This window comes from Jeotgalibacillus sp. R-1-5s-1 (assembly GCF_004405105.1).
Lineage (GTDB): Bacteria > Bacillota > Bacilli > Bacillales > Jeotgalibacillaceae > Jeotgalibacillus.
In genome coordinates this window covers 105,574-127,064 of sequence record NZ_SORW01000052.1, presented here as the reverse complement: position 1 = coordinate 127,064, position 21,491 = coordinate 105,574, and the positions used below count along the sequence as shown (strand labels likewise).

General features: G+C 47.4%; 22 protein-coding genes and 1 riboswitch. Of the genes, 3 read left to right on the top strand and 19 right to left on the bottom strand.

Annotated elements, in window-relative coordinates; translation table 11 throughout:
• Positions 1-349 precede the first annotated feature (349 nt).
• Genes E2491_RS15340 through E2491_RS15285 form a run of 12 tightly spaced genes read right to left on the bottom strand, consistent with a single transcriptional unit; the run spans position 350 to position 10,782 of the window.
• Positions 350-1,015, bottom strand: coding sequence for an ATP-binding protein (locus tag E2491_RS15340; protein ID WP_134376507.1), 666 nt, complete (start codon positions 1,013-1,015; stop codon positions 350-352).
• Entirely contained in the window at positions 1,008-1,592 is a 585-nt protein-coding gene (locus E2491_RS15335) for a cob(I)yrinic acid a,c-diamide adenosyltransferase (RefSeq protein WP_134376506.1), read from the bottom strand. Before E2491_RS15335 ends, E2491_RS15340 begins: the two co-directional genes overlap by 8 nt.
• Positions 1,589-2,020 carry a bifunctional adenosylcobinamide kinase/adenosylcobinamide-phosphate guanylyltransferase gene (locus E2491_RS15330; RefSeq protein ID WP_134376505.1) on the bottom strand — a complete coding sequence of 144 codons (432 nt, stop codon included), beginning with the start codon at positions 2,018-2,020 and terminating at the stop codon, positions 1,589-1,591. Before E2491_RS15330 ends, E2491_RS15335 begins: the two co-directional genes overlap by 4 nt.
• On the bottom strand, positions 1,972-2,607 hold the full coding sequence (locus tag E2491_RS15325; protein WP_134376504.1) for a histidine phosphatase family protein: 636 nt from the start codon (positions 2,605-2,607) through the stop codon (positions 1,972-1,974). Before E2491_RS15325 ends, E2491_RS15330 begins: the two co-directional genes overlap by 49 nt.
• On the bottom strand, positions 2,559-3,341 hold the full coding sequence (gene cobS / locus E2491_RS15320; protein WP_134376503.1) for an adenosylcobinamide-GDP ribazoletransferase: 783 nt from the start codon (positions 3,339-3,341) through the stop codon (positions 2,559-2,561). The genes E2491_RS15325 and cobS overlap by 49 nt, the downstream gene beginning before the upstream one ends.
• Positions 3,334-4,806 carry a cobyric acid synthase gene (locus E2491_RS15315; protein WP_134376502.1) on the bottom strand — a complete coding sequence of 491 codons (1,473 nt, stop codon included), beginning with the start codon at positions 4,804-4,806 and terminating at the stop codon, positions 3,334-3,336. Before E2491_RS15315 ends, cobS begins: the two co-directional genes overlap by 8 nt.
• Positions 4,803-5,342, bottom strand: coding sequence for a bifunctional adenosylcobinamide kinase/adenosylcobinamide-phosphate guanylyltransferase (locus E2491_RS15310; RefSeq protein ID WP_134376501.1), 540 nt, complete (start codon positions 5,340-5,342; stop codon positions 4,803-4,805). Before E2491_RS15310 ends, E2491_RS15315 begins: the two co-directional genes overlap by 4 nt.
• Positions 5,330-6,400, bottom strand: a complete 1,071-nt coding sequence (gene cobD / locus E2491_RS15305) for a threonine-phosphate decarboxylase CobD (RefSeq protein ID WP_244093978.1) — start codon at positions 6,398-6,400, stop codon at positions 5,330-5,332. Before cobD ends, E2491_RS15310 begins: the two co-directional genes overlap by 13 nt.
• Complete coding sequence (cbiB, locus tag E2491_RS15300; protein WP_134376499.1) at positions 6,378-7,334, bottom strand: adenosylcobinamide-phosphate synthase CbiB; 957 nt, start codon at positions 7,332-7,334, stop codon at positions 6,378-6,380. The genes cobD and cbiB overlap by 23 nt, the downstream gene beginning before the upstream one ends.
• A gap of 1 nt (position 7,335) precedes the next feature.
• Complete coding sequence (locus E2491_RS15295) at positions 7,336-8,799, bottom strand: adenosylcobinamide amidohydrolase (RefSeq protein ID WP_134376498.1); 1,464 nt, start codon at positions 8,797-8,799, stop codon at positions 7,336-7,338.
• A 2-nt stretch (positions 8,800-8,801) separates the two neighbouring features.
• Positions 8,802-9,851, bottom strand: coding sequence for a FecCD family ABC transporter permease (locus E2491_RS15290; protein ID WP_371414491.1), 1,050 nt, complete (start codon positions 9,849-9,851; stop codon positions 8,802-8,804).
• Positions 9,814-10,782 (bottom strand): ABC transporter substrate-binding protein, encoded by a 969-nt coding sequence (locus E2491_RS15285; RefSeq protein WP_134376497.1) that lies wholly within the window; start codon positions 10,780-10,782, stop codon positions 9,814-9,816. Before E2491_RS15285 ends, E2491_RS15290 begins: the two co-directional genes overlap by 38 nt.
• A 381-nt stretch (positions 10,783-11,163) precedes the next feature.
• A riboswitch (cobalamin riboswitch) is annotated at positions 11,164-11,350 on the bottom strand.
• Positions 11,351-11,504: 154 nt separating this feature from the next.
• Here E2491_RS15285 and E2491_RS15280 point away from each other — a divergent pair.
• On the top strand, positions 11,505-11,840 hold the full coding sequence (locus E2491_RS15280; protein ID WP_134376496.1) for a hypothetical protein: 336 nt from the start codon (positions 11,505-11,507) through the stop codon (positions 11,838-11,840).
• Between the two features lie 253 nt (positions 11,841-12,093).
• Here E2491_RS15280 and E2491_RS15275 read toward each other — a convergent pair whose 3' ends face one another.
• The 5 genes from E2491_RS15275 to E2491_RS15255 all read right to left on the bottom strand — a co-directional run bounded on the left by E2491_RS15275 (position 12,094) and on the right by E2491_RS15255 (position 16,851).
• Positions 12,094-13,068 (bottom strand): ring-cleaving dioxygenase, encoded by a 975-nt coding sequence (locus E2491_RS15275; protein ID WP_134376495.1) that lies wholly within the window; start codon positions 13,066-13,068, stop codon positions 12,094-12,096.
• A gap of 531 nt (positions 13,069-13,599) precedes the next feature.
• Positions 13,600-14,739 carry a bifunctional cystathionine gamma-lyase/homocysteine desulfhydrase gene (locus tag E2491_RS15270; RefSeq protein WP_134376494.1) on the bottom strand — a complete coding sequence of 380 codons (1,140 nt, stop codon included), beginning with the start codon at positions 14,737-14,739 and terminating at the stop codon, positions 13,600-13,602.
• Positions 14,740-14,742: 3 nt separating this feature from the next.
• Complete coding sequence (locus tag E2491_RS15265; protein ID WP_134376493.1) at positions 14,743-15,663, bottom strand: PLP-dependent cysteine synthase family protein; 921 nt, start codon at positions 15,661-15,663, stop codon at positions 14,743-14,745.
• Positions 15,664-16,137: an S-ribosylhomocysteine lyase gene (locus E2491_RS15260; protein ID WP_134376492.1), complete on the bottom strand. Its 474-nt coding sequence runs from the start codon at positions 16,135-16,137 to the stop codon at positions 15,664-15,666.
• A gap of 75 nt (positions 16,138-16,212) precedes the next feature.
• Positions 16,213-16,851 (bottom strand): class I SAM-dependent methyltransferase, encoded by a 639-nt coding sequence (locus tag E2491_RS15255; protein WP_134376491.1) that lies wholly within the window; start codon positions 16,849-16,851, stop codon positions 16,213-16,215.
• Positions 16,852-17,045: 194 nt separating this feature from the next.
• Between E2491_RS15255 and E2491_RS15250 the strand changes: the two genes are divergently transcribed.
• A complete protein-coding gene (locus E2491_RS15250; protein ID WP_134376490.1) occupies positions 17,046-17,693 on the top strand; it encodes a peroxiredoxin-like family protein in 648 nt (215 codons plus the stop codon).
• 45 nt (positions 17,694-17,738) lie between these two features.
• On the opposite strand, the gene E2491_RS15245 is transcribed toward E2491_RS15250, so the two are convergent.
• Positions 17,739-18,518 carry an AAA family ATPase gene (locus E2491_RS15245; RefSeq protein ID WP_134376489.1) on the bottom strand — a complete coding sequence of 260 codons (780 nt, stop codon included), beginning with the start codon at positions 18,516-18,518 and terminating at the stop codon, positions 17,739-17,741.
• Position 18,519: 1 nt separating this feature from the next.
• Entirely contained in the window at positions 18,520-19,446 is a 927-nt protein-coding gene (locus E2491_RS15240; protein ID WP_134376488.1) for a hypothetical protein, read from the bottom strand.
• Between the two features lie 164 nt (positions 19,447-19,610).
• On the opposite strand from E2491_RS15240, the gene E2491_RS15235 reads away from it, so the two are divergent.
• On the top strand, positions 19,611-21,344 hold the full coding sequence (locus E2491_RS15235; RefSeq protein ID WP_134376487.1) for a methyl-accepting chemotaxis protein: 1,734 nt from the start codon (positions 19,611-19,613) through the stop codon (positions 21,342-21,344).
• Positions 21,345-21,491 lie beyond the last annotated feature (147 nt).

Here is a 21,491-nt window from a genome sequence, read left to right as displayed (position 1 = left end):
TTACCTACTATACGGATGAGGAGGGTGAAAGTTCCATTTTTATGTGAGTGTTTTTGCCAGTGGTGTCTATGCGGAACGGTACAATTCCATTCTAGAACGATACAATAAATCGGCGGAACGTGAAAATTCTGTTTGTGAACAATACAAAAATCGATGCTGCAAAGTCTAACGATACAAATAAATGTTCATTCGATTGAATACCATTTGAAACAGTACAATTCACTGCTGAAACGATACAAAAATCGGGCGAAACAATACATTTTTCTGCAGAAACCCTGCTCCGTCAAAACTTACTCAAACAAGCCATCTCCCCGCAACACCCCCGCTCTGCCAAAAGCACCCTGCACTCCTACTCTCTCCTCATCCCCACCATCAAACAAGTCGCCGGCCCACCTGATTTACAAACATCAACTCCAAAATCAGGCATTTTAACCGAAACACCTGCCTGCTCACACATCCTCTTCCACTCAGCCGCCACGCCACCTGATCCAACCGGCCACAGCACACGCACAGCCGGATCCTCAAACAGTCTGACCACCTCAGCTAAACCCGCAACCTGATCAGCAAGCTCCACTACCTCATGTCCAACAAGCGGCTTCCCGACCAGAGACCATTCGAGCCCTTCTTCAAACTGAAACGCACGCCGCCGCTCACCAAGCAACGTTACAGCAACCGCTGACTGCAGCAGCGTCATATTCGTTTCAGAGCTTCCACTCAAGGTTACGTCGTCCGAAAATCCAAGCTCTGAAAGCCCGCATCTCACACCGCCTTCAAGCTTTTCCCATACCTCATCACCGCAAAAGTTATGAAGCACAACAGACTTCGGAACCGCTCCTGCTGACAAGCCATCAAGCACCGCACAGCGGAAGGCATAATAGGAAACGACATCGTAAGGTACCTGCACCTCATCAGCAGGCTTTTCCCCAATTCCTCCGCTGTTATCGGTGGTCATCACCAGCGTCAGGGCGCCGGCTCGCCATTCAAGTGCATTCCGGCCAAATGACGACCTATTCATCCTTTGACTTTTTACCGGTACGAAACACTTTGGCACTGCGGATATACTCTACATCTGAAATGCCTAATCGAAAGTTCACGACACGTGCGCAGGCAAACAGATAATCTGATAAACGGTTTAAGTATTGCTGTGGTGTGCCCGGAAGGTCTGCATCCAATTTCGCTAAAGATACGGTTTGGCGCTCAGCGCGACGCGTCACGGTTCTGGCAATATGAAGCGTGGCTGCTGCCGGTGATCCGCCGGGTAAAATAAAGCGCTCAAGATCCGGTGCTTCCTCCATTAATTCATCGATCCGTTTTTCAAGCTGCTCCACTGCTTTTGGGTCAAGCTTCCACTCACGGCGATTTGACACGTTCGCAAGGTCGCCGCCAGCATCAAACAATTCGTGCTGAATGGCTTCGAGATCCTCAAGGATATCAGCGAATTTCCCGGCATCCAGCTCCGTTACGGCTTTTCCGACAAAACTGTTCGCCTCATCAATCGTTCCGTACGCTTCAACGCGCACATCATCTTTATACACACGGCCGCCTATTAAGCTCGTTTGGCCTTTATCTCCAGTTTTCGTGTAGATTTTCATGTTTCTATATCCTCCCTTGTTTTCAGGTCCTCTGAGATACCATACCAGATGCGCGTGACGCGCTCCGCTTTTAATGCGGTGAACTGATGACACCAGCCGAGTACGTCCCGTGTGAACCGCTGTGATTCATCGATGGGCACAATTCCCTTTGACTGATCCTCGCCTATGACGATCACCCGTCTCTCAGGCTTCCCGTTCTCCCATTCCAGTAAACGCTCAATCTCCAGCTTCCAGTCAGCCACAACCTGATCGCTGTCTCTCTGACCAAATTGATCAGACACCCAATTCTCTAAATGGGTAAACACAATCGAATCTCCGGTCCATTTCTCACCGGGCCTGTGAATGTCCGTAAAAGACTCCCCTTTTAACAGCTGTTCACTCACCCATTTCCGTTTGCCGTTGTGGGCACCTCCGATAATAAAGTGCATCGTTCACCCCTCCTGAAGGCTTCGGCATCTTTCCAGACGAGCGTAACGCCCTGTCCGTGAAGCGGCTTCCAGTCCCAGAAATCCTTCTTCTCCGGTGCCAGTTCGACCAGCAGCCTTCTTATTGGTCCACCGTGTGAGACGATCGCGATATCGCGGACTTCATCCTGCCAGCACCATTCACGGATCATATTCCAGGCATCGAGCACTCTTCTTGAGAAATCCTCAAATGATTCTCCATTTTCCGGCTGCATAACGGCAGGATTGCTGAGCCACTGGGCAAAATCATCCCGCTTTTGAAGCTCATCAGCTTTGCGCCCTTCCCATTCACCAAAGTTGATCTCACACAGACCACGGTTGTGAATTTTAGGCTGATCCGGAAACAGGATCTCCGCCGATTCCACACAGCGTTTTAAATCACTGATGATGACACGCTCCGCCTCAGGGCGATGTTCCTTTGTTTCACGCAGCCGCTCAATTCCGGCTTCCGCCACTGACACATCCGTCCAGCCAATATAAATTTTATCCTGATTCTCCTTCGTCACCCCATGACGATAGAGAGATAACACCACACGAGTATCAGACTCCATAATTCTCCTCCTTCTATACACGCACCAAGCGAATCACCGGTGAATCCGCCAAACTCTTTTTTAAAAAAGTGAAGGCTACATAAGCTGAATAGCAGCGCACCCGCTGAAAGTAATAGCAATAACGGCCAAAGCCCAACTGATACGAGCAATCCGGTTAATACCAACATGATACAAACTGCCCCAACCTTCCAGCTGTCTTTTTGATCAAGAAATCCTCTGAAGAAAAACGCCAGACCTTCTGTTCTCGCAAGTGGCGAGTTGATTAACAGCAGTCCAGCCACTGTTCTTGACAGCACCAGCATCCAGAACAGCCAGACAGCATCAATAAGGTCACGGTTTGCCAGGTCAATCAGCAAAATAAGTTTAGCCGTTAAAAGCACAATAAGTGACAAGACACCAAAAGCGCCAACTCTCGGATCCTTTAAAATCTCATGCCGTTTCTCAAGGCTTCGGTATGAAAAATACGCATCACTCATATCCGTCCATCCGTCTAAATGAAGGCCGCCAGTCAGCATAATCAGACTGATCCAGACCAGAAACGCGATCATCAGCGGACTTGCTGAAAATAGTCCCTCTGCAAGCCACACGACACTATACAGGACCGAACTGATCAGCAAACCAGCAACCGGCAGGAAACTAATCATCCACGGTACACTTTTATGATCCATTCTGATTTCCTGCCGCAAAGGGATAACGGTGAAAAACTGAACCATCAGCAGCAGCCCTCTACCCATCGGATGCCTCCATCAGCTTTCGGATCAGCGGCCAGTCAAGATGTGGCTTCAGCTTTGCGGCAAGCTCATCATACGGATCCACTTCTTCTGTCAGCGCCTTATCAGATGCTTCCCCTCTGATGAGATCGAGCAAATAGGTGCGCGCTGTTGTTTCTCTAAAAATATCATGCAGATACGTGCCAATCAATCGATCTTCCTCTGACCAGAGGCCGTCAATCTCCCCTGTATCAAATTCAATGAGCGGTTGGAATCGGCTCTTTTCCTCTGGCAGCGTCTGTCCTAGATGAATTTCATACCCTGCTACCTTGTCACCACCAGCGATAAACGTTCCATGCCGCTGCAGCACCCGCTTTTCCTGTCCGAATACGGTCTCGATATCAAACAAGCCAAAGCCCTTTTCAGCCGCTGCCTCACCTGAATCTGTCCCTTCAGGATCATGCAGCATCTCCCCCATCATCTGAAAGCCGCCGCAAATGCCCATCAGCCAGACGCCCTTTTGATGAAACCTCATCAGCGCTTCCTGCCAGCCAAGCTCTTTTAATGTACGAAGCGCCTGAATCGTACTTTTCGTTCCCGGAATCAAGATCAGGTCCGGCGTATGCTTCAAATCCTCAGGCCGCTTCACCCATTCAATCGTTACTTCCGGATCAGCGGCGAGCTTTTCGATGTCAGTGAAATTCGAGATAAACGGTAAGTCAATAATGGCTGCAGACAGCGTTCCTTTACCGGACGATTGAACGGCACGGATGCCTAACGAATCCTCCTGCTCAATGCCATGATGATAAACATAGGGCAGCACTCCGACAACCGGAAGTCCTGTATAGTCCTCAATCCATTTCACTCCGTCATCAAAAAGCGTTCGATCCCCTCTGAATTTATTAATCAGAATCCCTTTTACCCGTTTGCGGTGCTTTTCCGGGAGAAGCGCAAGCGTACCGGCAATGCTCGCAAACACACCACCGCGGTCAATATCGGCAATCATTAAAACCGGTACATCTGCCATGTCTGCAACAGACATATTCACAAGCTCCCGCGACTGCAGATTCATTTCTACAGGACTGCCTGCTCCTTCAATGACAACCATTTCAAACTCACGATCCAGTGACTCCAGCGCATCCTGAATCGCTCTTTTACCCGTTTCATAAAATTGATCACGATAGTCCATACCGTTAAAGGAAGCGTGCCGTTTTCCAAGCAGCACAACCTCTGCAGCACGTTCATTCTGGGGCTTTAAGAGAATTGGATTCATTCTGACGTCAGGTTCAATCCGGGCCGCTTCCGCCTGAATGCCCTGCGCGCGTCCGATTTCAAGTCCGTCTTTTGTGACATAGGAATTGTTAGACATATTCTGTGATTTAAATGGAGCTACCCTGATGCCTTCATCTGAGAGAATGCGGCAAAACAGTGTGGCGATCAGGCTTTTCCCAACGTCAGATGACGTCCCCTGAAGCATGATTCCTTTCATGAGACCGCCCCCTTTCTGACCAGCGCAAGCCCGGATTCCATTTCAATCGCTGTATGACTCAGCTTCACCATCATCTGATGAAGCTCACCGATGATTTTTCTGAAATCAGCCGTCATTTGATCTGGCCCGCAAGCCTCAGCCAGCACTTCATTTGAAACGATCAGCAGATCATGAGAAAGGGCAGCACCATCGATAAATGAACAACAGTATTCAAGAATCTGATGCTCTTCTGTTCCTGCTATCAACTCATTGGTCAGCCAGGTCGTCACGCAGTCCCAGACCACGATGCTCTCTGAAGGCAGCTTCTTGAGTGATTCATGAATGCGGACAGGCTGCTCAATCGTCAGCCAATCCTGTTGCCGGCGATCCAGCTGATGCCGGTTGATTCTTTCTTTCATTTCATTGTCAAAAGCAACACCTGAAGCGAGGTAAACGGGTGTCCGTCCAGCAGATTCAGACCGCCGGATTGCCTCGCGCTCTGCCCATGCCGTTTTACCGCTTCTCACTCCACCGATGATGATGGTTACTGAACCCATGTTGCCAACGCCTCCAGAAGCTTAGTATTTTGTTCAGCTGCTTTGATCCCTGATCTCAGCCACCGGCCTTCAAGCTGCTGATAATTCCAGGTATGTCTGAGGACGAGCCCCTTTTCAAGCAGTGATCTCCACAGCTCTTCGGTCTGAACCGGGTCCGGCGGCTGAAACAGCACATAATTGGCTTCAGATTGCGTGATCCGAAAACCCATGCCAATCAATGCCTGCTGTATCCTTGTGCGCTCAGCACTTGTCTCTTTTCTTACCATCCTTGTATACTCTTCGTCCTTCAGCACTTCTTCCCCTGCTAAAAGCGCGATCGCATTCACATTCCAGTGAGGCAACCAGTCTTTGACCCTCCGAATAATAGATTCATCCGCTAAAAGATAACCAAGTCTGAGCCCTGCCAAACTGTACATTTTCGTCATAGAGCGAAAGATGATCAGCGCAGGACTTCCTGTCTGATCATCTAGCGAATATTCATCGCCGGCCATATCAATAAACGCCTCATCTAATAAGATCGTATTCTTATACTTTTCAGCCGTTCCAAGCCAATCCAGCAGCTGGTGTTTTGGTATTCTGACCCCGGTCGGATTATTCGGATTACAAATAAACAGCGCGCGGTCCGGCTTTGATAAAAACGTATGGATGGCAGCCGAATCTGGAAGCCAGCCATTTACATGATTCGTGTAGATAGGGATAGCTTCTGCCCCATTCGCCTGAATCACCCGTTCATATTCACTGAAAGCAGGATGAATCACACCAACTTCCCGGTCCCTAAACAGACGAAGCACTGTCATCATCAGCTCTGCCGCACCATTTCCGAGCAGAACCTGCTTTTCCCGGACGTGATGCTTTTCAGCAATCAGCTTCTTAAGTCGGGATCCATTTGGATCCGGATAATGAGAAGCAGCTTGCAGCCACGACAGCCAGTTTTCTTTAACACGATCCGGTGGTCCTCCTGCATAGCTGTTTTCACTAAAATCAATCACCTGTTCCGGCATGCTGATCCCGAGCTGCTCATATAAAATCTGTGGATTAGCGCCATGTGAAGGTAACATCAAAAAGAACGCCTCCTATCCAGCAGACTGCTAAAAACAGCCAGGCCGTCCGCTTCATGATTGTGATGGATGGTCCAATATGTGTGACGCCAAGCGGAGTTGAACCCTGACCAATGACCGGTCTGTTTGACACGACTCCCTGATACGTATTTGTTCCGCCAAGCTTAATATGTAATAGCAATGCCGTAGCTGCTTCCCCCCAGCCGCTGTTAGGACTCGGGTGCTTTTTCGCTTCTACAGGCAGCTGCTTCAATAAATCAATGGTTGTTCCCGCTACAGGTCTTTTCACTAACAGCATCATTACTCCTGTGACCCTCGCCGGAATCCAGTTCGCCAGATCATCCAGCCGCGCACTCGCCCAGCCGTATTCCCGGTAGCGCTCGTTTTTGTACCCCACGATTGAATCACCTGTATTAATCGCTTTATACATCCAGATCCCGGGTGCGCCGAACAATAGACCCCAAAACATCGGCGCCGTTACACCATCACTTGTATTTTCAGCCACCGTTTCGATCGTGCCTCTGGCGATTCCACCTTCATCTAGATGTGCAGTGTCGCGCCCGACAATCCAGGAAAGCTTTGTTCGGGCTTTAGTCAGATCACCATTTAAAAGAGGCCGTTCCACCTCTTTTGCAGCGTCACCTAAGCTTTTAGATGCAAGCGCCGAGGTCATTAGAATGACTTCGACGAGAAACCCTATACTCCAGTGAATCTCCCAGGCAATCAATACGAGACTGATCGTGATGAGCAAAGTGACTGCAAGGACAATCAAAAGCGCAAGAATTCCATCTGATTTTTTATGTTTATTCAGCCGTTTCTCCAGCCATATAACGAAAGATCCGATCCACCTGACCGGATGCGGCCAGGCGGGCGGATCTCCCACAAGACGATCGAGAAGCAGCGCAACGGTTAAGGCTGCTGCATGTATGATCATGTTATCGACTCTTTCGTTCCCGGTAAATGCGGATCGCTTCTGACGTACATTCCACAATGCCTTTACCGATCATTTTTCCAAGCGGTGTAATCGAACCTGCATACTGAACAAAGGGTCCGGTCTGCGTCGCAGCTACAAGCGCACTGTCTGTTGAGGTGCCGGTAGCAAGCGTGCCGGTCAGTGGATCCTTCACATCGGCATTTTGCAGCGCTTTGACCTTGGCTTCCGTTGCCGTCATCATCGCCTGGATAAACGCTTCATCTGAGAGCTTGCCATTAATGAAAATCCAGCTGTTAATCGTTCCGATCGTTGCCTGACGCTCCCGCTCATACGACAGTGACACATCGACCGCATTGCCGACTCCAGCCGTGACAGCAATCACCACAGACAACCCGTTGTCTTCATATTCACGAATGATGACATCCTCCACCTTGACCGCCGTCATCATGCCTACTGTATCAGCCGGATTCCAGCCGTTGTGTGCTGCATAACGAACCATATCCTCATAGCTGTCATCACATTCATAATCCATCGGTACATGCCGGTTCACAAAATGGTGATACCAGCCAAGCCCTGCTCCAATCACAGCTGAAGACAGCGTTTTTAAGGATTGTGGCGTCTTTACATAGACGTGATCTCCGGTGATTTCAAATAAGTCCTTTGTTATCAGCCCTGTCTTTTCAAAGCCATGATTCGGCAGCAGCGTCACCTGAGGCTTCGGGAGCTCAGGGTGAGACTGCGTATGAACACGCGCATTGTACACACGCTCCACCGTTTCCTTGTTCATCACATTTCCCGGTTCTGCTAACTGAACCGTCTCACCGTGGTGCAACAGCAGCAGTCGGTCGCAGTAAAGGGAGGCAATATTCAGGTCATGAAAAATAGAAATGACCGTTAATTCGTGTGTTTCCGTCCATTCCTTTAAAAGATCAAGCAGCTGCTTCTGATACGACAGATCAAGATGATTCGTCGGTTCATCAAGCAATAGCAGCTTCGGCTCCTGAGCGAGTGCCTGCGCCAAAAAAACGCGCTGACGTTCACCGCCTGAGAGGTCCTGAATAGACTGATGCTCGAAACGTTCTACCCCGGTCTGCTTCATCGCATCCATGACTGCTTTTTCATCATGCTCGGTCCAGGGAGCAAACATCCCTTTTTGATGCGGATAGCGTCCCATTGCGACCGTTTCTCTTACGGTGTAATCAAAGGCATGCTGATGCAGCTGCGGAAGAACCGCCACTTCCCTGGCAAGCTGCTTGGCAGAATAAGCGCTCAGCGGTTTTTCCTTATAGTGGACGGCCCCTTCTCTGCAAGGGAGAAGACCGCTGATCATTTTCATCAGGGTCGTTTTCCCGCTTCCATTTGGACCGAGAATGCCGAGAATCTCCTGTTTTTGCAGCTCAAAGGAGACGTTTTTTACCACGTCCTGCTCTCCGTATCCTCCGCTTACTCCTGTTGCCTTCAGCATGGCTATCCTCTTCTTTCCTTACGTTTTTGTATTAAAATCAGCCCAAATACCGGAGCTCCTAGAAGCGCTGTAATCACGCCAATCGGCAGCTCAGTTGGCGCTACAACCGTCCTTGCAATCAGATCACACACGATCAAAAGGCTTGCCCCATTTAAAATCGATAACGGCAGTACATGGCGGTGATCAGAACCCGTTGCCATCCGGACCATATGCGGCACCACGAGTCCGACAAAACCGATAGTACCGGAAACCGCAACGGCTGCACCTGTCAGAATTGAGCCGGATGCCAGCACGACATATTTTCTCACCTGAACATTGACGCCTAAATGATGGGCACGGTCCTCGCCAAACGCCATTGCATTCAACTCACGGGCATTCCATATAAGTAAAAGAGAGCCGGTGACGAAAAATGGCGCGATCAAACGGATATAATCCCATCCTCTCATCGATACGCTGCCAAGCAACCATGTAATGATCTGCCGTAGTTCATCTCCCGTCAGCGCGATCATCAGTGATAAAATCGAGCCGAGAAACGAACTAAAAATAATGCCGGTCAGAATAATCGTCTCCATTTTCATCGACTTCTCCACAAACCGCGCAAATCCAAGCACAACAATAAGCGTTAAAAGCGCCGCAACCACACTGACGACCGGCAGGGTAAAGCCGCCAAGACCCGGAATCGTGATCCCGAGAAAAATGACCGCTACTGCGCCAACAGATGCGCCGGATGAAACACCAAGCGTATACGGATCAGCGAGCGGATTTTTCAACAGCCCCTGAAAGGATGCTCCCGCAATGGCGAGTGATGCTCCAACGAGTCCAGCCAGCACAACGCGTGGAAAACGGATATCCAGCACAATCGAGCTGAACATCGGATCCAGACTGTCCCGATTGCCTGCGCCTGCAAAAATCCTGAGCATTTCACCAAATGGAACCTGAACGGATCCGACTGTTATCGCAAGTGTAAAAGCAACCAGCAGGAAAATGACCGACAGGATGTAGCCGAGCGCTACCTTACTCTGCGAAAACATCAGGGTAGATCGCTTCTGCAAGCGCCTGTGTTCCTTCAACTAATCTAGGGCCTGAACGGTTGACCGGATCAGATGGTACTACATGAAGGTCCTCATTCTGGACCGCTGCCACTTCGCTGAATCCGCCGTGACTCATCCACTGACCTACAGGATCTTCTACAAATTCTCCGTATGTCAGAACCACTGTTTCCGGATTTCTGCTGACAATCTCCTCTTCAGAAAGCATCACGAATCCTTCCTGGTCAGCTGCTACATTATCCGCATTTATCAGATCCAGCATTTCCTGCATGAACGTGTTGTTACCTGCTACATAAACCTCCGGCAGGCCTGATACATCAACAAGAACCTGCTTACGGTCCTCTTCAGAAATGGCTGAAGCCTTTTCTGCGATTTCATCAAAACCAGCCTGCATATCAGCAACGATCTGCTCTGCTTCACCTGTCGTTCCCGTCACCTGACCGATCATTTCAATCGTGTCGTATACCTGCTCAAAATCTGTTGCATTTTCAATGACCACAACCGGAATTCCCGCATCCTTAATCTGCTGAAGTCCCTCCGCTGCTCCTGCATTTGAATCATGCGCTAACACAACGTCCGGCTGAAGCGAAATAATCTTCTCCACATTAAATTCAAGGCCGCCGATTTTTTCTACTTCAAGTGCTGCTTCCGGATAATTATCAAAATCGGAGACACCGACAATTTCTTCATCAAGCCCAAGTGCATAGGCGATTTCTGTGTTACTTGGAATCATGGATACGATCGCCTCCGGCTGTTCTTCAATCGTGATGTCTTCACCTGTCGCGTCCGTAACGGTTACAGGGAAGGCTGATTCTTCGCCTGCCGTTTCTTCCTGAGGTTCTTCATTTGTCTCAGGCTGCGCTTCATTTTGGATGTCCTCTGAGCAGGCCGCTAAAAGTCCTGCTGCGAGTAAAATACTGAACCATTTCTTCATTGCTTTTTCCCCCGAATCTTTTTATGTATGGATAACACAGCAGCTTATCAATGAACCGTGCCGGAAATCCACTCGCTTTCCGCGGGGGAGGCGGTGAGCCTCTTCAAGCCTACGGCTTTTCAGAGTCTCACCAGCCTGCCCACTCCCGCAGGAGTCTCGCAGATTTCCGGCACTAATTATATGAGCTTCTACCATATTGTCCAGCTTTATTTCTTTGTTGACCGCAGAAGCTGATTCTAGCCTAAGCGCAAATCAAACGGGAGCGGATTTCAAAGAAAATAAAAAAACATCTCACCAGGAGATGCAGGGTTGCAGGAAATGCCGTTTGCTGCAAGGAGACAAACGGGAGCCGCAACACCAACCTATCCTCGTAGGTATACATGGTGTGATGGAATCAAGGCAGGTCTCCTGGCTCATGACTATCGCGTTTTACCCCTTCCCATAGCACGTGAGCTACAGTGGTATTGGCAAATCGCAGTCATTTACAGTGGCGGGACCGCGCTGGAATTGCACCAGCTTCCCTTTTAACTGATCATTGATGATCAGCACCTTTATCCGTCCATATCGAAATGTTTTTCCAAGGTCTATTATAGCATTTAAGGATTGAGAGATTGCAAGAAGTTTTTGGGATCTCATTTTTATAAAAAAATCAGGATGAGACTGAATATAATCTGAATATTCGGGAAAAAAGTAGTTATAATTCCTTGGAGGTGTTTGAAAACATGCACACAAAACATGAAGGTCCACATCCGCACGAGCACAGCATGGCATGCGGTCATACGAAGATTCAGCACGGTGATCATGTTGATTATGTACATGATGGGCATTTGCATCATGAGCATGAAGGACACTGGGATGATTGTAAAATCGAGGTTTCAGAGACAAACCCGGCAGATTGCCAGCCGACTGACTGCGGATGTAACCACACTGAGGACTGCGGACACGAGCTTGTTCCGCACGGAGACCATTTCGATTATCTTGTAAATGGACGTCTGCACCATGTACATGATGGTCATTGTGATGATCACGGCCCGGTTGAAATTATTGATAAAGGATGAATGAATTGAGAGCTCTTCCTTAAATGGGAGAGCTTTTTTTGTGGTGGCTGAGTCGTGTCTTGGGATTTGACCACTTTTTTGGGTGATTTGACTACTTTTGAAGTTTATTTGACCACTCTTTTGGGTGATTTAACCACTCTTTTCAATGATTCAACCACTTTCTTCACTTATTTAACCACTCTCTCTAAAAGGCTGTCACTTTTGCGGAAAGAAAAAACGCTAAACGGAGGCATCCTCCATTTAGCGTTTTAAACTATTGTTTAATTTCAAGCGGGCGAAGACGTGCTTCGATTTGTTCGCGACGTGGCTCCAGGAATGGCGGCAGTGCAAGTCCTTCACCAAGATGCTCCATATCCTCGTCCGTTGCAAAGCCCGGTGCATCGGTTGCGAGTTCAAACAAAATGCCGTTTGATTCACGGAAGTAAATGCTGCGGAAGTAGAAGCGGTCCACTTCGCCGGATGTGATGAAGCCGAAGCTGCGGATGCGCTCATCCCACTTTTCGTATTCTTCGTAAGTTGGAATGCGGAAAGCCACATGGTGGACACTGCCTCGACCCGGGCGCTCCGGTGGAAGGTCAGGGCGTTCTTCTATATGAACCTCTGCACCTGTACCGCCTTCAGCGACAGACATCACCTGGATCGCTGGAAACTCTGCACCTGCGCGATTTGGATATTCTCCAATCTTTTTAAAGCCGAGTATTTTTTCTAACACATCAATCGTTTTCTGAGCTCTCCGAACGGTCAATGTAACCGGCCCCAGCCCAACAATTGCATGTTCCTCAGGGATACCTGCACCTGTCCACGGTACACCTGGCGCCACCCCTTCTTCTCCATTATCCGCCACCAGCATCAGACGGGAGCCCTCTTCATCCTCAAAATAAAGCGTATCGCGGTCTGCACGCTTTTCAATCTCATCGTGTTTAACACCTAGCTCTTCAAAACGATTTTTCCAGTAGTGAAGAGAATCCGTTGTCGGTACCCGGAAGGCTGTATTTGAAATGCTTGATACACCAGGATACGTGCGACCCGCCATCGGGATATCAAAATACGTCATATCCGTTCCCGGACTTCCTACTGCGTCTGCATAAAATAAGTGATAAGAAGATGTATCGTCCTGGTTAACGGTACGCTTGACAAGTCTCATACCTAAAACCTTTGTAAAAAAATGATGGTTTTTTTCAGCGGATCCTGTGATCGCTGAAACGTGATGAATTCCTGTTACATTCATGTCGTTCACTCCTTTTATCTCGAAACTGAGATATTTCTTGTTTTTATTGTAAATCATCTGGTTCAGATTAGCAATAAAAATATCTCGAATTCGAGATATTTTTCTGTAAACGTTGATATGATAAGGTTCTGTGATGGTTTTCAATGCTGAATCGGGATGACGCGGACCCAGACGACTTCATTGAGACAGGACTGGATTCGCGGCAAACAATCGTTTTAGTGATGGATACGGGAAATGATGGAATGCGATGCTGGAGCGATGGAATAAAATCGGGAAGTGATGGAATCAATGGGTTCTAAAGAAGGAATTATAAAGGATTGATAGCTAAATGAGGGAATTAATTTCCCAAAAGAAGGGATTCTGATCTGAAACCATTGAATTAATTTCTCAAACGAATGAATGATTGTCGGGAATGAAGGAATTAATTCCACCACCACCTTCCCCCTCCCGTTCTCCCCAGCTTTACCTGCACACGCGCACCGTCCTCCTCAAACACAAAAAAGCCGGGGCACCAGGCCCCGACTCGTTTAATTAATCCTCCAGCGCCTGCTCCAGGTCAGCCAGAAGGTCTTCGATATCTTCAATTCCTACTGAAATTCGCACGAGGCCGTCTGTGATACCAAGCTCTGCGCGACGTTCTGCCGGAATGGACGCATGAGTCATACGTGCAGGGACAGAGATTAGACTCTCTACTGCACCAAGACTTTCAGCAAGTGTAAAGTATTTTACTTTCTCCAGCACACGCGCTGCTTTTTCACCGCTGCCTACGTCAAATGAGATCATCCCGCCGAAGCCGCGTGACTGTTTTGCTGCTGTCTCATGACCCGGATGTGATTTGATCCCAGGATAATGGATCGTTGACACGCCCTCATGACGCTCAAGGAATGCCACAATCTCTTTCGCATTAACTTCATGCTCTTCCATGCGCAGACCAAGTGTTTTGATGCCGCGGATCAGCAGCCATGAATCCTGTGGTCCAAGAATTGCACCAACTGAGTTTTGTACAAAGTGCACACGCTCAGCAAGCTCAAGAGAATTCACTACAACCAATCCTGCTACCACATCACTGTGTCCGCCAAGATATTTCGTTGCACTGTGAAGCACGATATCCGCGCCGTGGTCAAGCGGTGTCTGCCAGTATGGAGTTGTAAATGTGTTATCGACAATCGTCAGCAGACCGTGCTCCTTTGCCACTGCTGAAACAGCTGCGATATCCGTTACCTTTAACAGCGGGTTTGTAGGTGTTTCGATAAAGACTGCTTTTGTGTTTTCCTGAATTGCATTTTTCACGTTTTCAGGGTTGCTCGTATCAACAAATGTAGAGTCGATACCCATTCGGTTCAGCACTTTGGTCATAACGCGGTATGTTCCGCCGTAAACGTCGTCTGTTAACACAACGTGCGAACCTGAATTAAACAGCATCATGACAGAGCTGATCGCAGCCATTCCTGATCCGAAAGCAAATCCTGCATAGCCGTTTTCAAGATCCTTGATCAGTTCCTCAAGTGCGTGACGCGTCGGGTTACCTGTACGGGAATACTCATATCCCTGACGAAGTCCGCCAATCCCGTCCTGCTTATACGTACTTACTTGATAAATCGGTGTTGATACTGCGCCAGTTGCCTGGTCTCCGACGATTCCGCCGTGAATTAATTTCGTTTTTGGTTTCATGTTTTAATCACCCTTATAAATATTCTGGCTGAGATAGCGCTCACTGCTGTCTGCAAAAATCGTGACGATATGACTTCCCTCTTTAGCGGTTTCAGCTTCTTTCAGGGCAGCATAAAACGCGGCGCCTGCTGAGCTTCCGACTAAAAGACCTTCTTTGGCAGCAAGCTCCTTCACCCAGTAAAATGCATCTGTATCGTAAACCGTATGTACCGCATCAAAATAGGCACGGTCCATATAATCCGGCAAAAATTCCATTCCAATTCCTTCAGTCCGGTGAGGTCCGGCTTCTCCACCATTGATCGTAGAGCCCTCCGGTTCAACAATCACCGTTTTAATATCAGGGTTTTGATCTTTTAAATAACGGGCGTTCCCCATGAACGTTCCGCCTGTGCCTGCTCCGGCGACAAAAATATCAACCTGACCATCCAGATCGCGCCAGATTTCAGGTCCCATCGTTTTGTAATACGTGTCAGGGTTTGCAGGGTTGCCAAATTGTGCGGGTGAAAATGCACCATCGATTTCACGAACGAGCTCCTCCGCTTTGGCAATGGCACCTTTCATGCCTTCCGCTGTAGGGGTATTGACGACTTCTGCACCAAGTGCGCGCATCAGCGTCTGCTTTTCCACACTGAACTTTTCAGGCACAACAAACATCACCCGATACCCCCGGCCAACTGCAGCAAGTGCAAGACCGATCCCTGTGTTGCCGGCTGTCGGCTCAATAATCGTTCCGCCCGGCTTGAGCTCGCCGCGCGCAATGGCGTCGGCGAGCAGTTCCATGCCGAGTCGGTCTTTCACACTGCCGCCCGGATTAAAATATTCCAGCTTGGCAAAGATCCGGCATTGGTTTGGAATCGGTATGCCGGAGATTTCAACGATTGGCGTATTGCCAATCAGTTCCTGAACATTTTTCGCAACCTTCATTTACTGATCCTCGCCAAATACATCTTTCCACTCATCGCGTTTTGCCAGCATGTCAGTTGCGATTTCCTTTGCTCCTTCAAGGCTGTGGTTTGCCGCCCATCCACACTGAACTTCATTGCAGGCTGGTACTTCTTCTGCTTTCAGCACATCGTTCAGTGTTGCTTCAAGCACCGTTAAAATCTCATCGTAGTTATCATGGTTAATGACAGACAGATAGAATCCTGTCTGGCAGCCCATCGGCCCGATATCGATCACGTTTGACATATGATTTCGGATATTTTCAGCCATCAGGTGCTCAAGAGAATGCAGGCCGTCCATCACCATATGCTCTTTATTCGGCTGCTTAAAACGGACATCATACTTATGGATTTCATCGCCATTGTGTCCAGTTGTCACACCGACAAGTCTCACATAAGGAGCCTTTACCTTTGTATGGTCCAGATTAAAGCTTTCTACGTTCATTTTCTTAGACATTTAGAATCTCTCCTTTGGATGCGTTATTTCCTCTATCTTACATGGTTTCAACCGGTCCTGTACAGGAATACCGGCTCACGCTTTAATCGCGTGGATCAGCCATGCGTATTCATTCAGCTGTTTGAATGTAACGGTAAACCCTGCATCTATGAAGAGCTTTTCCATCACAGGGACGGTTGTATAATACTCCCGCTTTAAATCTTCTAGCAGATTATGATAGCCCTGCTCTTCAACCTTTTTCCACCGGGCAAGCTTTGCTTCTTCGTTTTTAAAAATTGTGTCTGCAAACACAACCTGCCCGCCCTGCTGTAAAAGAGAGCCGTAAAGTGCAGCCGCTTTCGCTTTTTCGTCATCTGTTAAATGATGAAAAGCATAGGTGCTTACAAAGGTATCAACCGGTTTACCGTCCAGCGGAAATTCCATAAAGTCTCCGTCTGCCAGATCAAGCTTCGGAAAGCGTTCCTGGGTTCTTGCACGCATCGCACCATTCGGCTCAATCCCCAGCACATCAAGTCCTTTGATTAACAGCTTCTCCGTCAGATTTCCGGTACCCGTTCCAAATTCAATCGTCCGGCCTTTTGCAAGAGAGGCCACCTCATCTAATATTGCATCGTAGCCGGCAAAGACAGCCTGATACTCCTCATCTTTACCGCTAACCGAATCATCATAAGTCTCGACCCACTCATCAAAAATTTCAACAAATTCACGTCCCATTTCAGCACGCTCCATTCAAATATTATTATTCATATCAATATACTCGGAATTAAACAGGTCGGTGATTATCTTACCAAAAAATCATCTGAATGTCACGTAGTTGAAAATCTTTGCATGAGCAAAATCCATGATTTATTCCGATAAGGCTGATAAGGTTTAAATTGTTCAGATTTTTTTACAGGGAGGGCTTCAATATGGCAACTTTATTCGAGGAAATTAAATCGTATAAAGAAACGTTTAAACAAAAAGCACCTGAAGAAAAGCAGAGAATCATGGCACAGGCCACAAAAGAGCTTGAGGAATCAGGGATCGCTAAAGGGTTGAAAACGGGAGATCACGCACCTGACTTCACTCTGCCTGATGCAACTGGTCAGTCCGTATCTTTAAATGAAGAACTGTCTAAAGGTCCTGTCATTATTACCTTTTACCGTGGCGGATGGTGCCCATACTGTAATCTTGAGTTAAAAGCTTATCAGGCAAAGCTGCCGGACATTCAGGAGGCAGGGGCACAGCTGATTGCCATCAGCCCTGAAACGCCGGACTCTTCTCTATCAACCAAGGAGAAAAACAACCTGCAATACAAAGTATTAAGCGATGAGAAAAACCGTGTTGCAGAGCAATTTGATCTTGTGTTCAAAATGCCTGATTATCTGATTGACGTTTATAAGGATTCCGGGCTTGATGTACCTGGACATAACGGAAATGAAGATTGGGAATTGCCTAAGCCCGCAACATTTATAGTTGCTCAATCAGGCGAAATCATTTTCGCGGACGTTGATTCAGACTATACAAAACGAACTGCACCTGAAAAAGTGATTGACATTCTGAAAAATCATCAATAACCAAAACAGGACACTCGGGCTCGGGTGTCCTGTTTTTATATTGTTTTATAAATGCCTCAAGTACTGCTCAGGATTTTGAAGAAATGATCTGGTCAGATTCACATGTTCCAAATCATTATAATCCATACTGACCAGCTTTCCATTCTGGATTTCTAGCAGCTCTGCTTCCGGACAGGCCATCAGGATCGGGGAATGGGTGGCAATGATAAACTGCGCATCCTTTTTAACCATCTCTTTAATCATTGAAATGAGTGTCAGCTGTTTAAGTGGAGACAGCGGTGCTTCAGGCTCATCCATCAGATAAAGTCCTCCGGGACGGAGTCTTGACTGGAACAGATCCAGAAATCCCTCTCCGTGTGATCTTACATCAAGACCATCCCCGTACAACTGCTTTAACTCATAAAGCGTTCTCGCATAAGGTAAAGCCTCCAGGCTGTTTGGATTCCGCTGCTTAATTTCTTTTAATGATGCAGTGTATTCATCCCTGATTTGTGCCTGCTTTTTCGTGAAATTGATGAAGTCATCCGCTCTGAGGAAAAAACCTTCCCGTGTTCTGACTTTCCAGATCAGCTTCAGCTGTTCGCCGAGTCTTCTGGCATCAGCGAGAGATGGGTCATCATCAATTGACAGCTCTCCAAGGAGACGGCTTCCAATGTTAGCGGCAATCCCTTCAAGCAGTGTTGACTTTCCTGTCCCATTCTCACCCACGAGAATCGTTACAGGTTTTGAAAAGGTCAATTCATTAAAATGCCTGATAACGGGAAGCGAAAACGGAAATTCATGTTGATTATGTTCTTTAAGTCTGATACTGAGTAAATGTGTCATATTATTCTCCTAACAAATAATGTGGTGGGTGACACGCATTCACCGTCAGATAGCTCCTCCAGTCCCTCTTTGCCTGTTCCCACTCAACCGGGTACTGCCCCCATTCCCAGGATGGATTCCAGTAACCCTCTTTTGTCAGCTGACCTGCATACCAGCGGGCATTTTCCTCCACGAGATCTTCCATGACGGAATATAGAGGTGACTGCGTTCTCTGAACGATTTTTAAAGGCTGAAGCCCGTATCCCTGCCACTCTTCAGACGTTTTTGTAAAAGCTGTATGAGCCTGAGCCGCTATTTTTTGTATAATCTGATCCCGCAGCTCCACCTTGTGTGTAAGCTCCGCCAGACGGTAATAACACTGGATTTCATGCATGTCCCACTTGTCAATTGCGTGAAGGCGCACAGTCATGGCTTCTTCAAGATCTGCTGTGATGACATCTGATATGTGACTTCTGCAACGATGCAGATAGCCCAGAATTTCAGCTCCCGGATTACCCGGAATCCGCTCAAATCCTGTCTCACCTGTCTCCTCATTGACATTCCACCATGGTGCCCTTGGAACATGATTCACTGTTGCCGGGACAATCGGAAACAGCTTTCTGTCCCGGTCATATTGAACAATTAAATAATGCAAGGCTTTTACAACCATAGGGTGATCGGCTTCAATCGGCAACTGCATTAAATACTGCAGCGCGACCGTTGTATCCAGAACAGTCGAGTCAATCAGACGGCTGTCCGCTTCAAGCGCATGGCCAAACCCTCCATCTTCATTCTGATAGGACTCAAGTTCATGAATAACGGCTTCGTGTGATCCTTCCCCCTGTCTGAACTGATGAAACGCACGCTCCACATGTCTTGCGTCACGCTGTATGTATAAGTTTATCGCGATTTTCTGATCCTTTGATAAATGCTTCGTTAAAATATTCATGAGCTCGCCTCCTGTGCTTTTATTCTTCTTTCTCTGTAATCAAAAAACCTTTCTATCCAAAAAATAATTTCTTAGAAGAACTAAATAATTTTACAATTTAGTAGTTAAAAAGTCTCATTAAAATCCGATATTAGATTTAGATTATATAAAAGGAGCGTTTTCGTATGCGGAGTGTCAGGGGTAAGTTATTAAGTATTTCATTTATTCTGTTGGTGATTCCGGGACTCGTGATCGGTTCCATCAGCTATTTATCAGCCAAAAACAGTCTGGATGCTTCAGGACAGACGATGATTAAAAATGCTGTAACGATGGCGATTCAAATGATTGACGGCTATCAGCAGCAGGTTGATGCAGGAGAAATTACGCTTGAAGAAGCTCAGGAACAGGTCAAAACATATTTACTTGGAGAAATACAGGCAGACGGAACTAGACCAAATATGAACCCGGTTGACCTTGGTGAAAACGGATATTTTGTCGTTCTCGATGAACAGGGAAATGAGATTGCCCATCCATCTCTTGAAGGTGAAAACGTATTAGATGTTCAGGATGTTGATGGCAGCTACTTCGTTCAAGAGCAAATTGAAACAGCTCAAAACGGTGGCGGCTTTGTTACTTATTCATGGGCATTCCCAGATTCAGACCGTATCGGAGAAAAAATCATGTATAACGAACTTGATCCGAACTGGGGTTGGGTTGTTACTGCAGGATCTTATATGGAGGATTTCAACGCAGAATCCAACAGCATCCTGTGGATGATCGGCTGGACCATTGGGGCATCACTGATCATTGGTGCAGTGTTAATTATCTTGTTATCTAATCATCTTTCTAAACCGATTGTTGCTGTTAAAAATCAACTGAACCGTTTAAGTGAAAATGATCTGACCGGATCCTTTGCAGCATTTAACCGCAAGGATGAAATCGGAGAACTTGGTGCAAGTCTTGTTAAAATGAAAGATAACCTGAACGCAATGATCCAGCGGATTCAGCAGGTTTCACATACACTGGCTGCTTCATCTGAAGAATTATCAGCAAGTGCCGAGGAAACAAACCGGGCAACTGAACAGATCGCTGGATCAATTCAGCTGATTTCCGAAAACGCCGAAACACAAACAGAACAGGCTGCATCCTCTCAGGAAACGGTATATGGCATTTCAGAAGGAATCAGTACGATTAAAAACCACCTTGTTTCAGCAGGGGAATCGACCGAAACAACGGCATTAAAAGTTGCTGAAGGTAAAGAGCGGGTTTTAAATACAGAAGTAAAAATGAACGATATTCAGGAAACCTCAAAGAGAGCATCAGGTGCGATTCAGCAGCTCGGTGGGAAGTCTGAGCAAATCGGAAATATTGTTTCACTCATTACAGCAGTTGCTGAGCAGACGAACCTTCTTGCGCTGAATGCAGCCATTGAAGCAGCACGTGCCGGAGAACATGGGAAAGGCTTCGCAGTAGTCGCAGACGAAATCAGAAAGCTTGCCGAGCAATCCAGTCGATCCACTTCTCAGATACAGGAACTGATTTTTGAAATCCAGACCGGCATTCAGGAATCTGTTAAGTATATGAGCGAAGGCGAATCTTCTGTTTCAGCAGGAATGGAAGCCATGTATTTAACAGGTGAAAGCTTTAATGAGATTGAAAGCGCATCTGCGGTGATTTCAGAAGCAGCAAGAAACGTACTGAATTCTGTGACAGAGCTTGATCAGCGCACCGCTTTGATGGTTGAGACAACTGCCAAAACAACCGAAATGATCGAACATTCTTCCGCCGAATCACAGTCGATCGCTGCAGCATCAGAAGAACAAAGCGCTTCAATGGAAGAAGTAGCAGCCAGCTCAGCTGCCCTCTCTCACATGGCAGAGGAACTGAGTGAAATTGTTGCAGAGTTTAAAATTGCTTAAAGAAGATGGCGCTGAGTCGTTAACCTGGTCAAGTACAACCTTTGCAAAATAAAGAACTGATCACATGAAAGGGATAGGCCCGACCGTAGATGCCTTGTGACAGAAAGGGTCAGGATTTTAACATCAATACACAAAAAAAGACTGGAT

Coding starts and splice junctions, on each gene's coding strand:
- E2491_RS15310 (WP_134376501.1), bottom strand. CDS start 5,342: ATGGGTTCAGTAACCATCATCATCGGTGGAGTGAGAAGCGGTAAAACG.
- E2491_RS15250 (WP_134376490.1), top strand. CDS start 17,046: ATGGCAACTTTATTCGAGGAAATTAAATCGTATAAAGAAACGTTTAAA.
- E2491_RS15325 (WP_134376504.1), bottom strand. CDS start 2,607: ATGGAGTCTGATACTCGTGTGGTGTTATCTCTCTATCGTCATGGGGTG.
- E2491_RS15335 (WP_134376506.1), bottom strand. CDS start 1,592: ATGAAAATCTACACGAAAACTGGAGATAAAGGCCAAACGAGCTTAATA.
- E2491_RS15315 (WP_134376502.1), bottom strand. CDS start 4,806: ATGAAAGGAATCATGCTTCAGGGGACGTCATCTGACGTTGGGAAAAGC.
- E2491_RS15245 (WP_134376489.1), bottom strand. CDS start 18,518: ATGACACATTTACTCAGTATCAGACTTAAAGAACATAATCAACATGAA.
- E2491_RS15240 (WP_134376488.1), bottom strand. CDS start 19,446: ATGAATATTTTAACGAAGCATTTATCAAAGGATCAGAAAATCGCGATA.
- E2491_RS15340 (WP_134376507.1), bottom strand. CDS start 1,015: ATGAATAGGTCGTCATTTGGCCGGAATGCACTTGAATGGCGAGCCGGC.
- E2491_RS15265 (WP_134376493.1), bottom strand. CDS start 15,663: ATGAAGGTTGCGAAAAATGTTCAGGAACTGATTGGCAATACGCCAATC.
- E2491_RS15235 (WP_134376487.1), top strand. CDS start 19,611: ATGCGGAGTGTCAGGGGTAAGTTATTAAGTATTTCATTTATTCTGTTG.
- cobD (WP_244093978.1), bottom strand. CDS start 6,400: ATGTTACCTTCACATGGCGCTAATCCACAGATTTTATATGAGCAGCTC.
- E2491_RS15330 (WP_134376505.1), bottom strand. CDS start 2,020: ATGCACTTTATTATCGGAGGTGCCCACAACGGCAAACGGAAATGGGTG.
- cobS (WP_134376503.1), bottom strand. CDS start 3,341: ATGGGTAGAGGGCTGCTGCTGATGGTTCAGTTTTTCACCGTTATCCCT.
- E2491_RS15270 (WP_134376494.1), bottom strand. CDS start 14,739: ATGAAACCAAAAACGAAATTAATTCACGGCGGAATCGTCGGAGACCAG.
- E2491_RS15285 (WP_134376497.1), bottom strand. CDS start 10,782: ATGAAGAAATGGTTCAGTATTTTACTCGCAGCAGGACTTTTAGCGGCC.
- E2491_RS15275 (WP_134376495.1), bottom strand. CDS start 13,068: ATGAATGTAACAGGAATTCATCACGTTTCAGCGATCACAGGATCCGCT.
- E2491_RS15255 (WP_134376491.1), bottom strand. CDS start 16,851: ATGGGACGTGAATTTGTTGAAATTTTTGATGAGTGGGTCGAGACTTAT.
- E2491_RS15295 (WP_134376498.1), bottom strand. CDS start 8,799: ATGCTGAAGGCAACAGGAGTAAGCGGAGGATACGGAGAGCAGGACGTG.
- E2491_RS15260 (WP_134376492.1), bottom strand. CDS start 16,137: ATGTCTAAGAAAATGAACGTAGAAAGCTTTAATCTGGACCATACAAAG.
- E2491_RS15280 (WP_134376496.1), top strand. CDS start 11,505: ATGCACACAAAACATGAAGGTCCACATCCGCACGAGCACAGCATGGCA.
- cbiB (WP_134376499.1), bottom strand. CDS start 7,334: ATGATCATACATGCAGCAGCCTTAACCGTTGCGCTGCTTCTCGATCGT.